Origin of the sequence: Luteolibacter sp. (assembly GCF_039920825.1) — a bacterium.
In the GTDB taxonomy this organism is placed as follows: Bacteria; Verrucomicrobiota; Verrucomicrobiia; order Verrucomicrobiales; family Akkermansiaceae; genus Luteolibacter.
The window spans coordinates 154,386-169,214 of sequence record NZ_JBDSCX010000084.1; the positions used below are offsets into that span (position 1 = coordinate 154,386).

General features: G+C 59.0%; 5 protein-coding genes. 2 read left to right on the forward strand and 3 right to left on the reverse strand.

Annotation, left to right across the window (positions count from 1 at the left end; genetic code table 11):
• Positions 1–22: 22 nt before the first annotated feature.
• The 3 genes from ABIQ96_RS24630 to ABIQ96_RS24640 form a co-directional block, all read right to left on the reverse strand.
• Positions 23–1,522 (reverse strand): tryptophan 7-halogenase, encoded by a 1,500-nt coding sequence (locus ABIQ96_RS24630; RefSeq protein WP_348217314.1) that lies wholly within the window; start codon positions 1,520–1,522, stop codon positions 23–25.
• A 152-nt stretch (positions 1,523–1,674) separates the two neighbouring features.
• Positions 1,675–6,120 (reverse strand): autotransporter-associated beta strand repeat-containing protein, encoded by a 4,446-nt coding sequence (locus ABIQ96_RS24635; RefSeq protein ID WP_348217315.1) that lies wholly within the window; start codon positions 6,118–6,120, stop codon positions 1,675–1,677.
• 287 nt (positions 6,121–6,407) lie between these two features.
• A complete protein-coding gene (locus tag ABIQ96_RS24640; protein WP_348217316.1) occupies positions 6,408–11,420 on the reverse strand; it encodes an autotransporter-associated beta strand repeat-containing protein in 5,013 nt (1,670 codons plus the stop codon).
• Positions 11,421–11,913: 493 nt separating this feature from the next.
• On the opposite strand from ABIQ96_RS24640, the gene ABIQ96_RS24645 reads away from it, so the two are divergent.
• On the forward strand, positions 11,914–14,058 hold the full coding sequence (locus tag ABIQ96_RS24645; protein WP_348217317.1) for a DUF4350 domain-containing protein: 2,145 nt from the start codon (positions 11,914–11,916) through the stop codon (positions 14,056–14,058).
• Between the two features lie 163 nt (positions 14,059–14,221).
• Positions 14,222–14,545 (forward strand): hypothetical protein, encoded by a 324-nt coding sequence (locus tag ABIQ96_RS24650; protein WP_348217318.1) that lies wholly within the window; start codon positions 14,222–14,224, stop codon positions 14,543–14,545.
• The last annotated feature ends 284 nt before the right edge of the window (positions 14,546–14,829 follow it).

Consider the following 14,829-nt stretch of genomic DNA (forward strand, 5'->3'; position numbering starts at 1 on the left):
GCTCCGCAACCATTTTGTTAGATCAGGCTGCCGGCTGTTCGGCAAACCACGTCCATCCGGGATGGCGGACGTAAGCCAGGGCATCCTTGACGCTGATGCCGGCCTTCGCCTGCTGCTTCAATTCCATCAGGTGGGCTTCCCAAATGGCTCTCTCAGCCGGCGTGGCCTTGTGGTGATTCTTATACGGGACTTTATTTCCCACCAGCATCGTGAAGTAACCTTCAATTCCAAAGTCACTTTGACTCGTTGGAATCCGATAGCGACAGAATCCCGTGGGACCGTTTTCCTCGTAGAATTTCAACAGTTCGGCGATTCCACTGAGATCGGTATCCGCCTGGCAGTGCTTCCAGAACGGCGTATCCATGGCGGTGTTCACCTTGTAGTGCAGACCGAGGAAATCGCGAATGTCCTTCCAAGTGTCGAATACCAAATCGTTATACAAATCGCGAAGCGTCTTGGTTGGTTTGAGCGAGGTATGGAGAAGGAAATCCACCAGCGTCTTGCAGTGCGAGCAAACGATCATCAGCGCGGTCGCTTCCAACGGTTCGACAAAGCCACCGGCATTCCCCACGGCCACGACGTTGTCCACCCACAATCTGCGGTAGCAGCCGGAGCGGAATTTCACGACACGCGGGGTTCCGGAGATTTTCGGATTCTTGCGCATGAACTCATCCGCCGCCTCGTCATCCGAGATGAATTGGGAACTGAAAACATAACCGCGGTTCACATGGAACTCGTGCTCGATCTGCCATGACCATCCTGAGTTCATCGCCTCGGCAGTGGTGTAGGGAAGGATTGGTTCGTCGGTACGTTCCCATCCGCCCACCACGGCGCGGTCACAGAAGAGGGTCTTGTCAAAACTCACGAACGGCTCTTCCAAGGCCTTGCCTAACAACTCACTGCGGAAGCCGCTGGCATCCACAAAGAAGTCCGCTTCCAGACGCTGCCCGTCTTCGAGATGCACGGCGGTCACTCCTTGCGGTCCGCGGTCCACGCCGATGACCTTGCCGTCGATAATCTCGACTCCGACCTCAACAGCGACCTCCTCCAACACATCGACGAATTTCTTGTTTTCGATGTGGAACGCATGCCAGGGCTGCACATCCGGACAGCCGTTCTGCTGGCGGGTGAAGACCATATCTTCGCGCATCAGCGCGGAAGAGAGATGCACGCCTGCAAACTCATCGTCGCAGTAGAACCCGTGTGGCTTGGGCAGATCCGACCAATGCGCGTCCAACTGCGGAGCAAACGAGTAATCGAATCTCTTGCGCGGTCCCCAAAGGAATTTCACTCCCAGTTTCCAAGTGGGCCCGGCCATTTCGTAAAACCGTTTGCGGGAAATCCCGAGGTATTCGAACAAGTGGACCGGAAAGTTCGGAGTGGTGCCCTCGCCGACGCCGATGACGCCGATTTCCGGACTCCTAACAATACGCACGGTGATTTCCGGAATCTTCCGTTTGAGCGACAGCGCGGCAATGAGCCCCGCACTTCCGGAGCCGACAACAAGGATGCTTTTAATCATTTAGGGTTTGGGTTTTGGGATAAAAATCTCCAAGGGCGATTCTTCAGAATTCCACTGAGAAATCCACAAAAAACAGGCCCCGACTTGCATCCGGGCCTGTTGAGGGATTGAGCCAAGTCGGCCGCATTTGTGGAGCTGGGAAGTGGCAGGCGTTACTGGTTCACCATCACCCGGAGGAAGCCCTTGTTCGGCGTGCCGTTCGAGCCGCTGAGGCTGAAGGTTCGCCATTCGTAGCCGGAGGGAGCGGTGGCATTCGGAGCGGGCGGAGGCATCACGCCGACCACCGTCGCGGCGGTGGAGAAGCCACTCAGGCTAGTGCTGCCCTGGACCGTGTAGGTGGCCCCCTCTTGGGTGGCCGTCGGCGAGGGACTCCCGGTGAAGACGGGAGTCCCGCTGCGCACGGCGATCGTCATCAGCAGTTCCTTCTCGGTACCGACGTCGTTGCTGTCGGTTACCAACTGAAACACCTTGGCATTGTTGCTGCCACTGATCGGAGAGCCGCCAAGGGCGAATTCGACGCCGTTGATCTGCCCGTCGCCGTCCTTATCAAAGGAGCGCGCCCCGTCGGTAAGCGGGTTGAGCCCGTAGCTGCTGGCCCAGGTGGCGTAGGTATCGACGACCCCGGTGACCTGGATCTGTCCGGTCCCGGAGATCGCGCCGGGGTGGGTGGAGCTGTTATAGGTGCCGATTGCCAGCGCAGTGCCGTTGATCGTTAGCCCGGCCACGGTATCGGTGCCAACGTAGGGCAGGTTGAGGACAGCTCCGGATGCGATGGTGACTGTGGCGGTGTTGGAAAGGAACGCGGTGGAAAGCGACAAGGTGCCCGCACTCACAGTCGTCGGACCGGTGTAAGTATTGGTTCCGGAAAGCGTCAGCGTGCCCGCACCTTGCTTGGTTAGACCGCCGCTGCCAGTGAGGGCTTGAGCGATGGTGATCGTCTGGGCATTGCTGTCGATGAAGGCACCGCCCGCATCCACTGAGACCAAGTCGTGATCGCTCATGAAATCAAGACTCGCACCGGTGTGAGCACGCAAGATACCACCATTGAAGCGGAACTCCGTATAATTCGCGGGGTTTAAGTCCCGCTGCACCACCCGTTTGGCTATGATCGTGCCGCCATTCAGATTGGCCACCGAGTGACTGGTACCGCGGCCTTCCGCGCTGAGGTAGAGGCCGCCCCCATCGATGTTGAGCGTGCCGGTGCCGCTGACAGTGAGAGTGGCTGTACCGTTTTCTCCGACGATGAACCCGGCCCCCGTACCGGTCTGGTTGACCGTGCCGGCGCTGAGATTGAAGTAGCCCGTCCCCCCAACATAACGCCCCGAGGTCATCCAAGTGGCGCAGTTCAAAGTGCCGCCGGTCATGTTCAAGGTGCCGGTGGTGCCGGTGTTCTTGCCGACGAAAATGATGCCGGTCGCGGAAACGGTGGCATTGTCCTGGATGTTGAATGTGCCGGTGGAGGTTCCGACGTCGCTGATGTTGAAGTCGATGTTGCCCGTGGTGATGTTTCCGTTGTTTTTGACCGTCAGGGTGCAGGTCCCGTCATTTCCGGCGGAGAACCAACCTCCGTTAGCAACCAAGCTGGCGGTGTCCTGAATGGTGAGATTGCACACGGCGCTATTGTTGAGCGCCAACTGCATGCGGTTGCTGGCGGTGTAAACCGAAGTGCCACCGAGGGTCATGTTGGTCGTGGAATTCTGCGACTCGGCAAGCGTGGTGAAGCCGTTGTTGGTCATATTGGTATTGGTCAGGGTGATGGTCTGGTCGCAGTCATTCGCAAAACCCGAATCATTGCCGCTGTTGAAATTCGCGACCTGAATGACAGAGCCGGTGGCGGTGAGCGTGCTTACCGTTCCGGTATTTCCATTTCCCCGACCCACCGTGATGTAGCCCCCGACAGTCAGGTTGCTATTCTGGATTAGCAGGTTACCGGGAACGTTCTGAGCAGAACCGACATAGAGCGCCCCAGGAATCGAAGCCGTTTGGCCCGGGCCGGTGAAGGCCAAGGTTCCACCCAGAATATCGTTGTTTTGGCCGACCCCGCCGAGGGTGACCGAAGCACCGGCCAGGCTCAGCAAACCGGCGCCATTCTTAGCGAAACTGCCGCCGGGGATTCCGACGACCGTTCCGGTGAGGGTGAGGCCGTTGGTATTCGAAATACCGCCACCCGAACTGTTGATGGTGAGTCCGCGGTCGATGGTGACGTTGCTCCCGGTATATTCAAGCGAGCCCCCGTTCAGCACGAGGTTGGCCGCCGCCGCGGAGGCAGCGCCCAACGAGCTGGCCACGCCGCCGTTGGTCAAGGTTCCAACCGTGGTCTTGCCGCCGGTGAGAGTGGTCACGCCGGTGTAATCATTGACCGTGCCCAACGAGAGATCGGCGCTGCCTTCCTTCGTCAGGCCGGTGGTTCCGGAGATTTTTCCGATTCCGGTCAGGCTGTAAGCGGCGGTGAAATTGCTGAACTTCACGGCACTCGGCGTCACGGTCTCGTTTAGCGTGACGGCACTGGATCCCGTGAGGTCGTCGTTGAAAACGACCGGCAAGGGATTCGAGTAGACCAAGGAGGCCGCCGACAGAATGTCCTGCCAGTTTTCAGTGGTGGTGTTCCAGACTCCACTTTGCGCACCAGTCCACTTCGGAAAATTAATGGCGGTGATCTGTAGCGAAATCAGGCCATTGTTGTCGTCGGTAAGGGTGGCGCTGACGCCATTGGGGAGGGTGCCCAGAGTGATGGTGCCGGTGCCGACTTTAGGCGTGGCGTAGTGGATCAACGGAAATGCCGCGCCGACCACCGGAGACTGAGCGGCGACGTTGATTTTGACGCTTCCATTGATGGTGAAGGTTTGCGTGACGTTCAGTGCGGGGGAGGAAGGACTGTTGGGAATGCTACCCAAGTCGATATCGAGGGAACTTGTGCCAGTGGTCCCGAGGGTGACTTGGGCCACCGCTAGGGTTGCGCTTCCCGAGTTTTGGATCACTCCCATGCCGGCTCCGGCTGCCACAGTGAAATTCCCAATGCCGAAAGAATCGGTGGAAACAGCGAGTTTGCCGGCACTCACGGTATGATTGCCGGTGTAGGTGTTCGCTCCGGTCAAACTGAGTGTGCCAGCGCCGGTCTTGATCACACCGCCGCTGCCAACGAGCGCCTGCGGGGCGGTCAGGGTGAATCCGGCTGTATCCACCCGCAGGCCACCTGAGTTGAGAGTGGCGGAGGTCAGGGAATCGACATACGCGCCACTGTCGGCGGTCGCGATGATCTGGGTGCCATCGAAGCTGACCGTGCTGGTCCCGCCTCCACCCACCAACCCCGAGGTTTTTAACGTGCCACCGGTCAAATTGAGAGTGCCGGCAGTGCCGCCTTCGACCCCCAGCACGAATCGGCTGCTGCGGAACTCGGCGGTCCCGGAAATCGTCAGCGAGCCGGTGGCATTGTTCCGGTTGCCGATCCAAGTGACGCCTCGGTCCGCCGTGGCATGAGGAGTGACGATGACCAGGCCGCCACTCATATTCATGGTCCCTGCCCCGGTGTCGCCGACGACGAAGTTGCTCTCACCATTCTTGGTCCAAGTGCCACCAGACATGGTCACCGTGCCGATGGCTCCGACGCCGGTATTGGCGTCGTCCTTGCGGCCGATGAGCGACCAGTTGTTCACCGTAATCGAGCCGCTGGTGAAGTTCAGCGTGCCGGTGGCACCGGTGTTGTTGGCCACCCAGAACTCGCCGTTCACGGTGAGATTGGTACCGCCGAGATTCAGCGTTCCGTTTGAATGCGGAACGCTGGGGGAATTCAGGTTATGACCGACCCGGAAATTACCGGCGGCGGTGAAAGTGCCGCCGTTGAGATTCGCCGTTCCTGTTCCGCCGTCGGTGGTCAAGCCGCCACCGATGGTCACGGCGGTGGCAGCGCTGGATTTCGTGACAGTGCCGCCGGACATACTGAAGGTGCCGGTGGAATTGGCCCCGTTGCCGATTTCCATATCATTCGCCACCGTAAGGGTGCCGGAATCCATCTTCACCGTGCCGGCACCGCCAAGATTTCCGACCAGCAACTGCGTGCCGACCGAAAACGTGCCGCTGGTGTGGATATTCATGGTTCCGGTCGCGCTTGCGAGAAAACCGCCAATAGAGACCCTGTTCGGGATGGTCACATTCCCGGAACCTTGGCCAAAGCCCGTCAGGCTTCCTCCGGTTCCCGCCGTGTTGGCAAGATTATAGGTGCCATTGCCGCCCGCTTGATAGCCAAGCACCAGGTCATTGCCCGCAGCCACCGAGGCATTTCCAGACAGATGGTTCACCCGACCGGCGGCGGTGAAACCAACGGAGATGTTGTCCGGGATAGGATTAATGTTTGCTGTGATGGTCGCGACATTTGCCGGGATGCTGTTGACGATGACAGGTCCTGAGCCGCCGGTAGTTCCGCTCCAGTTGCTAAACGTGTTCCACTCCGTAGTTGCAGCGGTGGTCCTCCAAGTCGCAGCTTGGACGGAACTCGAACCAAGCATACCGGCACCGGCAATGAGGCGGGCAAACCAGAGGTTGGCATGACGTGCGGTCGGGTTCGTTAGAGAATCACGAGTAGTCGAAATTTGGGTATTCATGGAATTCTACTTCATTGGCGAGCATGCCCCGGAGTTTCAGGCATCGCTTGCCTGATCGGGGAACAATTCTCACCTGGGTTTAGGACAATGAGAAAAAACTGCTTTCCAACCGTTTCCGGCCGAATTGCAGGAGAGCGGACTTTACTCCGAACCCAACACCTTGCATCCGCCCGGATTCGGGTCGGAGTTTTCAGTTAGATCGCGGTGGTAGTCTCCGGAGAAAATTCGAGGAAACCCCGGCCGCGACGATGCGCGACCGGGGAGATTTTCCTTCAACCGAACCAGCTTCAGAAATTCACTAGAACTCTCAGGAAGCCTGCGGTCGGAGTGCCGTTGGAACCATTAAGGCTGAAGGTCCGGTATACGTAGCCAGCCGGTGCGGCCGGCAGGCCGCCGGTCACCGGGGCCACTGGAGTGACTCCAGTCGTGAACGAGCCGAGTGTCGTGCTTCCTTGGATGGTGTAAGTGGCACCATCCATGGTGGCGGTTGGCGACGGGCTGCCGGCAAAGACCGGAGTTCCAGTCCGCACCGCGATGGTCATGAGCAGTTCGCTCGTTGCATCACCATCGACGGAACCGTCGGCCACCAAGTTGTAGATCTTGGCATTGTCGCTACCGCTGATCGGCGATCCGCCAAGGGCGAATTCCATTCCGTTCAACTGGCCATCAGTATCCTTATCCACTCCGGGAGCACCATCGGTCAACGGATTCAACCCATAACTGGCGGCCCACGTGGTGTAGGGGGTCGGGATGAGTTGCAACGTGATGTTGGTGGGATTGTAAACCACTTGGAATCCCGCCGGCACATTCTGTTCGATGAACGTGCCGGAACGTAACGCAAAGGTCGCAATCACATAAGAGGTCGCCGTCGGCGCGGCAAGCACGCTGAAGTTCAGCGTCGCTCCGGTGATGTCCAACAGATCGGCAACGACTAGGTTGTCGGCGGTCGCACCGGAGATTTCGCAGGCGTAAGTACCACCGATGACGGTGCCCATGGCCAAAGCATCGTTAACGGTGAATGTTCCGACACCCGCTGCGCCCGGAGCGATCGTGCTGCCAACAGGAACGATCAACTCACCCGCCACCTTTCCGGTTCCTCCCAGAGTGCCAGCCGCTACCGTGGTCGAGCCGAAATAGCTGTTGATCGCGTTGAGCTGGAGGGTGCCCGTACCTTGTTTGGTGAGGTTACCACCACCGTTCGTGAGGATTTGGCCAATCGCAATGGTCTGGCCGTTGCTGTCGATGAATGCACCGGCCGCGCCAACTGTCGCGGTGCCGAGTCCGCTCAGGAAGTCAAGGTTCGCCCCGGTGCCAGCCTTCAGCAGGCCGCCGTTGAGGTTCAATGTGCTAGTGCCGTTGCCGCCGGAGACTCTCCTGGCAACCAACGTTCCGCCATCCAGATTCACCGTGCCGGTGCTACCCGTGCCGTTGGCGAGTCTCACCCCACCCGTGCCACCCGCAGAAACCGTAGCGGTTCCCTGAATGTTCAGGGTTCCAACTTTGTTGTCATTTCTACCGACATAGAGGGTTGCTCCTCCTCCAGCAGTTCCTGTCGAGAAGGTTCCGTTGCCCTGAACGGTCACCACCGCTGCAGCGCTGCCGTTTTCATTGACAGAGAAATCATCGTTGTTGGAGAAGGATCCGCTGTCTTTGACGGTCATGTTGCCGCCACCGTTGAAGCCAACCGAAACAAAGGAGTTGACCACCAAGCTACCGGAACCCTCGATGAGCACATTGCCGGCGGAATTGGCTCCCGGACCGACTTGCAGTCGGTTGTTGGAGGTAAAGATAGAAGTTCCCGCGATATTCAGGGCTCCGATGGAGTTAATGTCCCCACCGACATTGGTCTCAGGGGCGGTCATGGTGGAGGATCCACTCATGTTCACGGTTCCGGTGGTTCCGTTCTTGCCGATGAATACGTTCCCGGTCGAGACAACCGAAGCGCTGTTCTGGAGGATCAGCGTGCCATTGGCTGTACCGGTGTCACCGACGTTGAAGTCACCACTGGATGTGATGCTGCCACTGTCTTTCACGGTCATGGTGCAAACGCCATTGTTACTGTTACCGACCGACATCCAGTCAGCCGTGTGATGGAGGGCCCCGCTGTCCTTGATGGTAACGGTGCACGCGCTTCCCGTGCCCAAGGCCGTCAGGAATCGACCGTTGGCGGTGTAAACCGAAGTTCCCTCGATGGTCATGGTCGTGGTCGCATTCGTGCTTTCACCCAGCAGAGTCTGGCCGTTGGTGGTGAACGGGGAGTTGGTCAACGTCACGATCTGATCGCTGTCGTTCGGCAGGCCGTTGTCATAACCCGTGCTGAAGTTGCCGCAAACGACCGTCGAATTCGTCGCTGTGATGGTGCTGAGCAATCCGGTGTCGCCATTGCCTCGACCGAGTGTCAGCCAACTGCCCACAGTCAGCGAACCGCTGTCAACGATCAGATGGCCTGCAGCGGCGGGAACCGATCCCACCCACAACTCGCCGGGAACCGAGACCGCCTGACCGGGTCCACTGAATTTCAGCGTTCCGGCAAGAACCTCGTTGACTTGTCCGCCCGCGCCGAGCGTGACCGAGCTGTTCGTGAGAATGAGCGATCCGTCACCTTGCTTGTTGAAACTACTGACCAAGCCGCCGGCGACCGGTCCGGTCATCGTTAGATTGGTTCCGCCAGGCACGGTGATGGCGCCATCGAGTCCGCCCGTGGTGAATCCACGGTCAATGGAGACGGTGGCTCCGGTATAATTCAATGTGCCGCCGGCAAGGACGAGATTTGCGGCAGCTGAAGTCGCCGCACCCAGCGGGCTGGCGACGCCGCCATTGGTCAAGGTAGCTACGGTGGTGGTGCCGCCCCCAAGGGTGGTCGCACCGGTGTAGTCGTTGGTGGTAGTGATCGAGAGAGCCGCAGTTCCAGACTTGGTAAGCGTCGAAGTGCCACTGACCTTGCCGCTTCCGGACAGGCTGTAAACCAGAGTGCTGTTGCTGAAGGCCACGTCGCTCGGGTTCACCGTCGTGTTGAGGGTGACAGCGGTCGGCCCAGTGGCGCGGTCGCTGAAGAGCACCGGATTCGGGTCTTTATACACCGCGAGGCTGGCTGTGACCTGATCCACCCAGTTCTGGGTGGTGTTGATATCCCAAACCCCATCATTGGTTCCGGCACCACTCGAGAAGGTGACGGGGATTGCGAAGGAATCCGCCGTCGCCGCTAGATTGAGGGTGATGGTCGTGCCGGCAATCGCCGTCACCGTGGCACCTGCTGGAATTCCAGCGCCGAATGCCTTCTGACCGATCACGATGCTGGTCGCATCCGTCACGGCCACGTCGAACGAGCCGTTGGTCACGTCGCCGGTCTTCACATATTTGGGAACATTCGTGCCATCCCATTCGGGCAGGGCGACGCTGGTGATGTCGAAATAAACCAAGCCCAAGCCCGGTCCGTAGTAATTCGGGTTATCCACCAAGGTGCCAACGACTCCGTTTGGCTTGGTTCCGAGGGTGAAATTGCCGCCTCCGCTGCGGCTGCCCGCATTGTAGGAGACCAACGGCATAGGGGCCGCTTGGAACTTGCTACCTGTCACATTGACAGTGACCACTCCGTTGACCGAGAGAGCTCCGGTAACGTCGAGGATCGAGTTGGTGGGATTGGTTCCCGCCACGTCCCCGCGGTTCAGATTGAGGGTGGTGGCAGCGCTGGTGCCGAACGTGACGGCGCTCGGGATGAGCTGGGCGGCGGCGTACGGGGCCGTAACTCCGAGGATCGTTCCGTTAGCGAGGGAGATGGCTCCCGTACCCGCATTTGCGGCGGTCATAAGAATACTGCCCGCGTTCACCGTGCTGTTTCCGCTGCCCGGAATGCCGACGACAAGGGTGCCCGCATTGACGGTGTTGTTGCCAGTGTAGCTGTTGCTACCCGACAAGGTCAGGGTTCCTGCCCCGCTTTTCACTACGCCTCCGACCCCGCCAAAGGCTGAGGTTGCGGAGACAATGGAACCAGCGGTATCCACCTTCAGGCCTCCGGCATTGATCGTCGCTGTATCGAGATTCTCGATGAAAGGGGTCGAGGGCGTATTGACGACGATTTGAGTCCCGTCGAAAGTGGTGACATCGGTCCCTCCGCCGCCGCTGATTTTACCGGTAGTGAGAGTCCCCCCAGCCAACGATAGCGTTCCCGTGCTACCGCCGTTCGCCGCGACGACCACGTTGCCGGGAGCGGTGATCGTCCCGCCGGTCATGTTCAACGTGCCGATGCCAGCGGCACCGACGCTCACCTGTCCGCCGATCGTTGCCGAGCCTGCGGAGATGTTCCAAATCCCCGGGCTGCTCCCGGTGACATTGCCAATGTACATGGGAGAACCGCTGGCGGTGGTGATGGTCCCGCCGCTCTGATTGAATGTCCCGCTTCCACCCGTGGCGTCGTTACCGAGCGCAAATGGGGAATTCCCATTTTTGATGACCGAGCCGCTGCCGCTCAAATTGAGAGTGCCTTGGGAGCCGTTGCGACCAAGAAGGAACCAGTTGTTCGCCGTGAAGGTGCCTGCGCTGATCGTGTAGGTGGCGACTCCGGTGGCTCCCTCGCCGATCCGCACTTCGTCGGAATTCAACACGCTGCCACCGGTCTGAACTACGGTCGCGGTGCCGTTCTCACCGAAATAAAAGCGTCCGGTGTTGGTGAGGGTGCCCCCGCTGACATTCATGAAGCCGTGAGTGCCAGCGCCACTACCGCAGAAATTCCAACCCCCCGTGCTTATTTGGCCGGAGGTCATATTCAGCGTGGCAGTGCCCCCGTTTTCGCCAATGATCGTGTCGTTCCGGACGATAAGTTGACCAGCACCCGAAGTGTTCACGTTGACCGTCCCCGTGGAGCCCCCCCCTGAACCAACATAAAGCCTTCCGCTGGTGCCTACGTTGCCGACAGTCATGGCCGCCGTCCCGGAGATGCTATAACTACCGGTCCCGCCACCGCGGCCCACGACCATCCAGTTGCCACTGCCGGTATTTGCGCTTCCGGCATTGTGAATCAACTGGCCATTCGTCCCTCCGCCATCACCGACCAGAATGTCCACCGGAGTAGCGGGGATATTTGCGGAAATCGTCGCAATATTGGCGGGCGTCGTACTGATCACCGCGTTGCTGCCGCCGGTGCCGCCACCGCCGGACCAGTTGGTGTTGTCGTTCCAATCGGTACTGGTGCCGCCAATCCAAGTCGACGCGTGAGCGGCTCCTGAAAGGCAAACAACGATGGTGGCAAGTGATGCTCCGAATGTTTGATTGCGGAGCTTCGAGGTATTATATTTGGGTTTCATATTGGGTTTTTCACTAGAGACGTTTTTTGCAAGGTCGCTTCATCAGCGAGTCTGGGAATATGTCTTCAAAAGAGGCTGTGGTTTATGAGACACGGCAAAGACGCAGAGAATAATCACGGAATCCCGCCGCATGACGGGCTTTTGGCGATGCACTTCAATGGGTTTGTGCCATATGACAAAGACTGGGGGATCGAGATGGGTTTCTATCTCCAGAATTAGGGTATTACACGAATAGGATTTGAAATGCTGTCATGGCAAGAACGAATCCCATGGGAATTGTAACTACCTTGTCAGACTTCGGATTTCCCGAATGAGTAAATTTTGGGTTTTGACATCCTGCCGGTTGAGCAAGAGATCGTGAATGTTGTATAAGGCAATCTACGGATTCTCAACATGAAAACACCCCCCCCGTTCGGGGGGGGTAGGAGAATTACAAATCTACGGGAAATTTCTTGAAGGAACTTGGGGAGAACATCGTAGGACAGGCTCTTCAATGAATCTTCACCCGCCCCTTGTCGCACTCCTTCTTCTCATCTCTCCGAGGACATCCGCCCGGGAAATCCCTCCCGCGTTTCCCGAAGACCCGCTCCAAGTCCTCGAACGCACCTGTTTCCAGACCGGCAAACCTTGGAGCCCGGAGGGAAATCTCCGCTCGGATGTCGCGATATGTTACGGCATCGACCCCACCCTGCCGGACCGCGTCGCCACTTGGAAAAACCGTGGCTACAGCGTCCACCTCATGACCGGCGTCGCCTGGGGCCAATATCAGGATTACCTCTACGGCCGCTTCGATGGAAAAAACCATGAAGACAACGCCCAGACCGATCGCAACGGCAAGAAAATCAGCCACGGAGGCGACGTCTATTACATGTGTCCGGCGGAAAACTACGGCGATTTCCTCTGCGTAGGCGTTCAGAAAGCGCTCGATGCCGGAGTGGAAGCCGTCCACCTCGAAGAGCCGGAATTCTGGGCTCGCGCCGGTTGGTCGGAAGGCTTCAAGCGCGAGTGGAAATCCTATTACCATGAAGATTGGCAATCACCCGATTCCTCGCCCGACGCCCAATGGCGTGCGTCGAAATTAAAATATTTCCTCTGCCGCCGCGCGCTCCAGCAGGTCTTCAACCACGTCCAGGCCTTCAATAAACGCACCGGTAAAAAAGTCCGCTGCTACGTCCCCACTCATTCCCTCATCAACTACGCCCATTGGTGCATCGTCAGCCCGCAATCCAGCTTGGCGTTGCTGGACGGTTGCGACGGCTACATCGCCCAAGTCTGGACCGGCACGTCCCGCACGCCGAATGTCTACTGTGGCAATCTCAAGGAGCGCACCTTTGAAACCGCATTTCTCGAATACGGCGCCATGCAAAACCTCGTCCGCGCCACCGGCCGCTCGGTTTGGTATTTGAACGATCCCATCGAAGACAATCCGCGGCACGACTGGACCGACTACCGCACCAACTGGGAATCGACCCTCGTCGCCTCCCTGCTCCAGCCGGACGTCGCAAAATACGAAGTCGCCCCATGGCCCGAGCGCATCTTCGGCGGAAAATACCCACACGGCGGAAATGACGCGAAAACCATTCCACCGGAATACGCCACCGAGCTCCAAGTCGTCATGAACGCCCTCAACGACATGAAGCAGCCCGACATCCAATGGGACTGCGGCACTCAAGGCATCGGCGTCCTCATCAGCGATTCCCTCATGTTTCAGCGCGAGCGGCCCACCCCGAGCGATCCGCATATGGCCCATTTCTACGGCCAGGCGCTACCCTTGCTCAAACACGGCGTCCCCGTAACGCCGGTGCAGCTCGAAAACGTCGCGCTGCCAGGATTTCTCGATCCCCAAAAAGTTCTCCTGCTCAGCTACCAAGGTCAAAAACCGCTCGGCCCCGAAGTCCACACCGCCCTCGCCGCGTGGGTGAAAAATGGCGGCCAATTGATCGTCGCCGATGATGATAAGGATCCCTACAACCAAGCCCGTGAATGGTGGAACGACGACGGAAAAACCCACCGCATCCCACGCCAGCATTTGTTCGAAACCCTCGGCATCACCGACGAATTCATCACCGCCAAACCGGTGGCCGTCGGCAAAGGCAGCGTTCTTTGGCTGCATGCAAGTCCCGCGGAATTCACGACCAGCACAGGGGCCGACCGGATTCTCTCCGTGATCAAGGAAGCCGCCTCGCGCGCCAGCCTTGTTTGGCGGGAAACCAATCACCTCATTCTCAAGCGCGGCCCCTACCGCATCGCCGCGGGGCTCGATGAATCCATCACCGCCCCTGCCGAAACCCTAACCGGCCGTTTCGTCAACCTCTTCGATCCCACACTCGCCGTCCAAAAATCCTTCACCATCAATCCCGGCAGCCGCGGCTTCCTTCTCGATCTCGACGCGGTGAAAAAGTCCGACACCCCGCAAGTCCTCGCCTCCGCCTGCAAGGCCCTGCCATTAAAAGCTAACGAGTGGACCGTCGAAGGCGTCGATAACACTCCCGCCATCGTCCTCATCGCCACCGACAAAGCCCCCAAAACCATCCAGCTCGACGGCATCGAAATCACCGATTTTACCCACGCTGACGGGCTCCTTCACATCCGTTTCCCTAACAAGTCCCGCCCCCGCGTCCTCAGTCTCCGCTTCTGAAGGTGGCTGGAGTGTCTCACTCCAGACCGTTGCGGGAGGCGTCCCTTCCTCCTGATTCCCTCTTACGGGAAACACTCCCGCCCCCATCCCATTCTTGACGCACCGCCGTTTTTTTTCCCAGCATACCGACTTTGGTGCACGGGCCCCCGCCAACATCACTGCCATGAAGATCCAATGCGACTGCGGCTCGATCGTCCACGACGGGACGGACGATTTGCCTCACAAGGCCCACATCATCCCCGACCAGCAGTGGAACACGCTTTTCGAAGCGCTCGACTGGCTCATCGAAACCCGCTGCAACACCGCCATCCAGCGCGACGATGCCTGCAACCAAATCCGCATGCTCATCACCCAGGTCGCCCGCACCGCCTGGCAATGCAGCGCCTGCGGCCGGCTCTTCATCGAGGACAATGCCCGCAACCTCCACTGCTACCCACCCGGCTACCCCGACACCGCCCGCGAGCTGTTACGGGAAATCCCGGGTTGAGTGCGCCACCCCGCCAGCCGCTACCGCCCGTCTCCCAGCGATTGAAGCGGAAAGGTCATCGCATGTTCCGTGACATCCGGCGATCTGCCTGATAAGTGACCGCCGGGATCGTTGATTCCAACCGCCCAGTTTCCCCCATACTCCGGCATCCTCCCTGCTGGACATTTGCGGCTGTCATGGCGCGACTCCCGACTCACCCCCTCCAAAACACCTCAGCCCCCGACAGCTCCCCCTACCGCCGCCCCGACCTCTTCCGGCTCGGAACTCTTCGTTCTCGTCCGGAT

Excerpts from the sequence above, each read along its gene's own strand:
- ABIQ96_RS24630 (WP_348217314.1), bottom strand. The coding sequence starts at position 1,522 with ATGATTAAAAGCATCCTTGTTGTCGGCTCCGGAAGTGCGGGGCTCATT.
- ABIQ96_RS24645 (WP_348217317.1), top strand. The coding sequence starts at position 11,914 with ATGAATCTTCACCCGCCCCTTGTCGCACTCCTTCTTCTCATCTCTCCG.
- ABIQ96_RS24650 (WP_348217318.1), top strand. The coding sequence starts at position 14,222 with ATGAAGATCCAATGCGACTGCGGCTCGATCGTCCACGACGGGACGGAC.
- ABIQ96_RS24640 (WP_348217316.1), bottom strand. The coding sequence starts at position 11,420 with ATGAAACCCAAATATAATACCTCGAAGCTCCGCAATCAAACATTCGGA.
- ABIQ96_RS24635 (WP_348217315.1), bottom strand. The coding sequence starts at position 6,120 with ATGAATACCCAAATTTCGACTACTCGTGATTCTCTAACGAACCCGACC.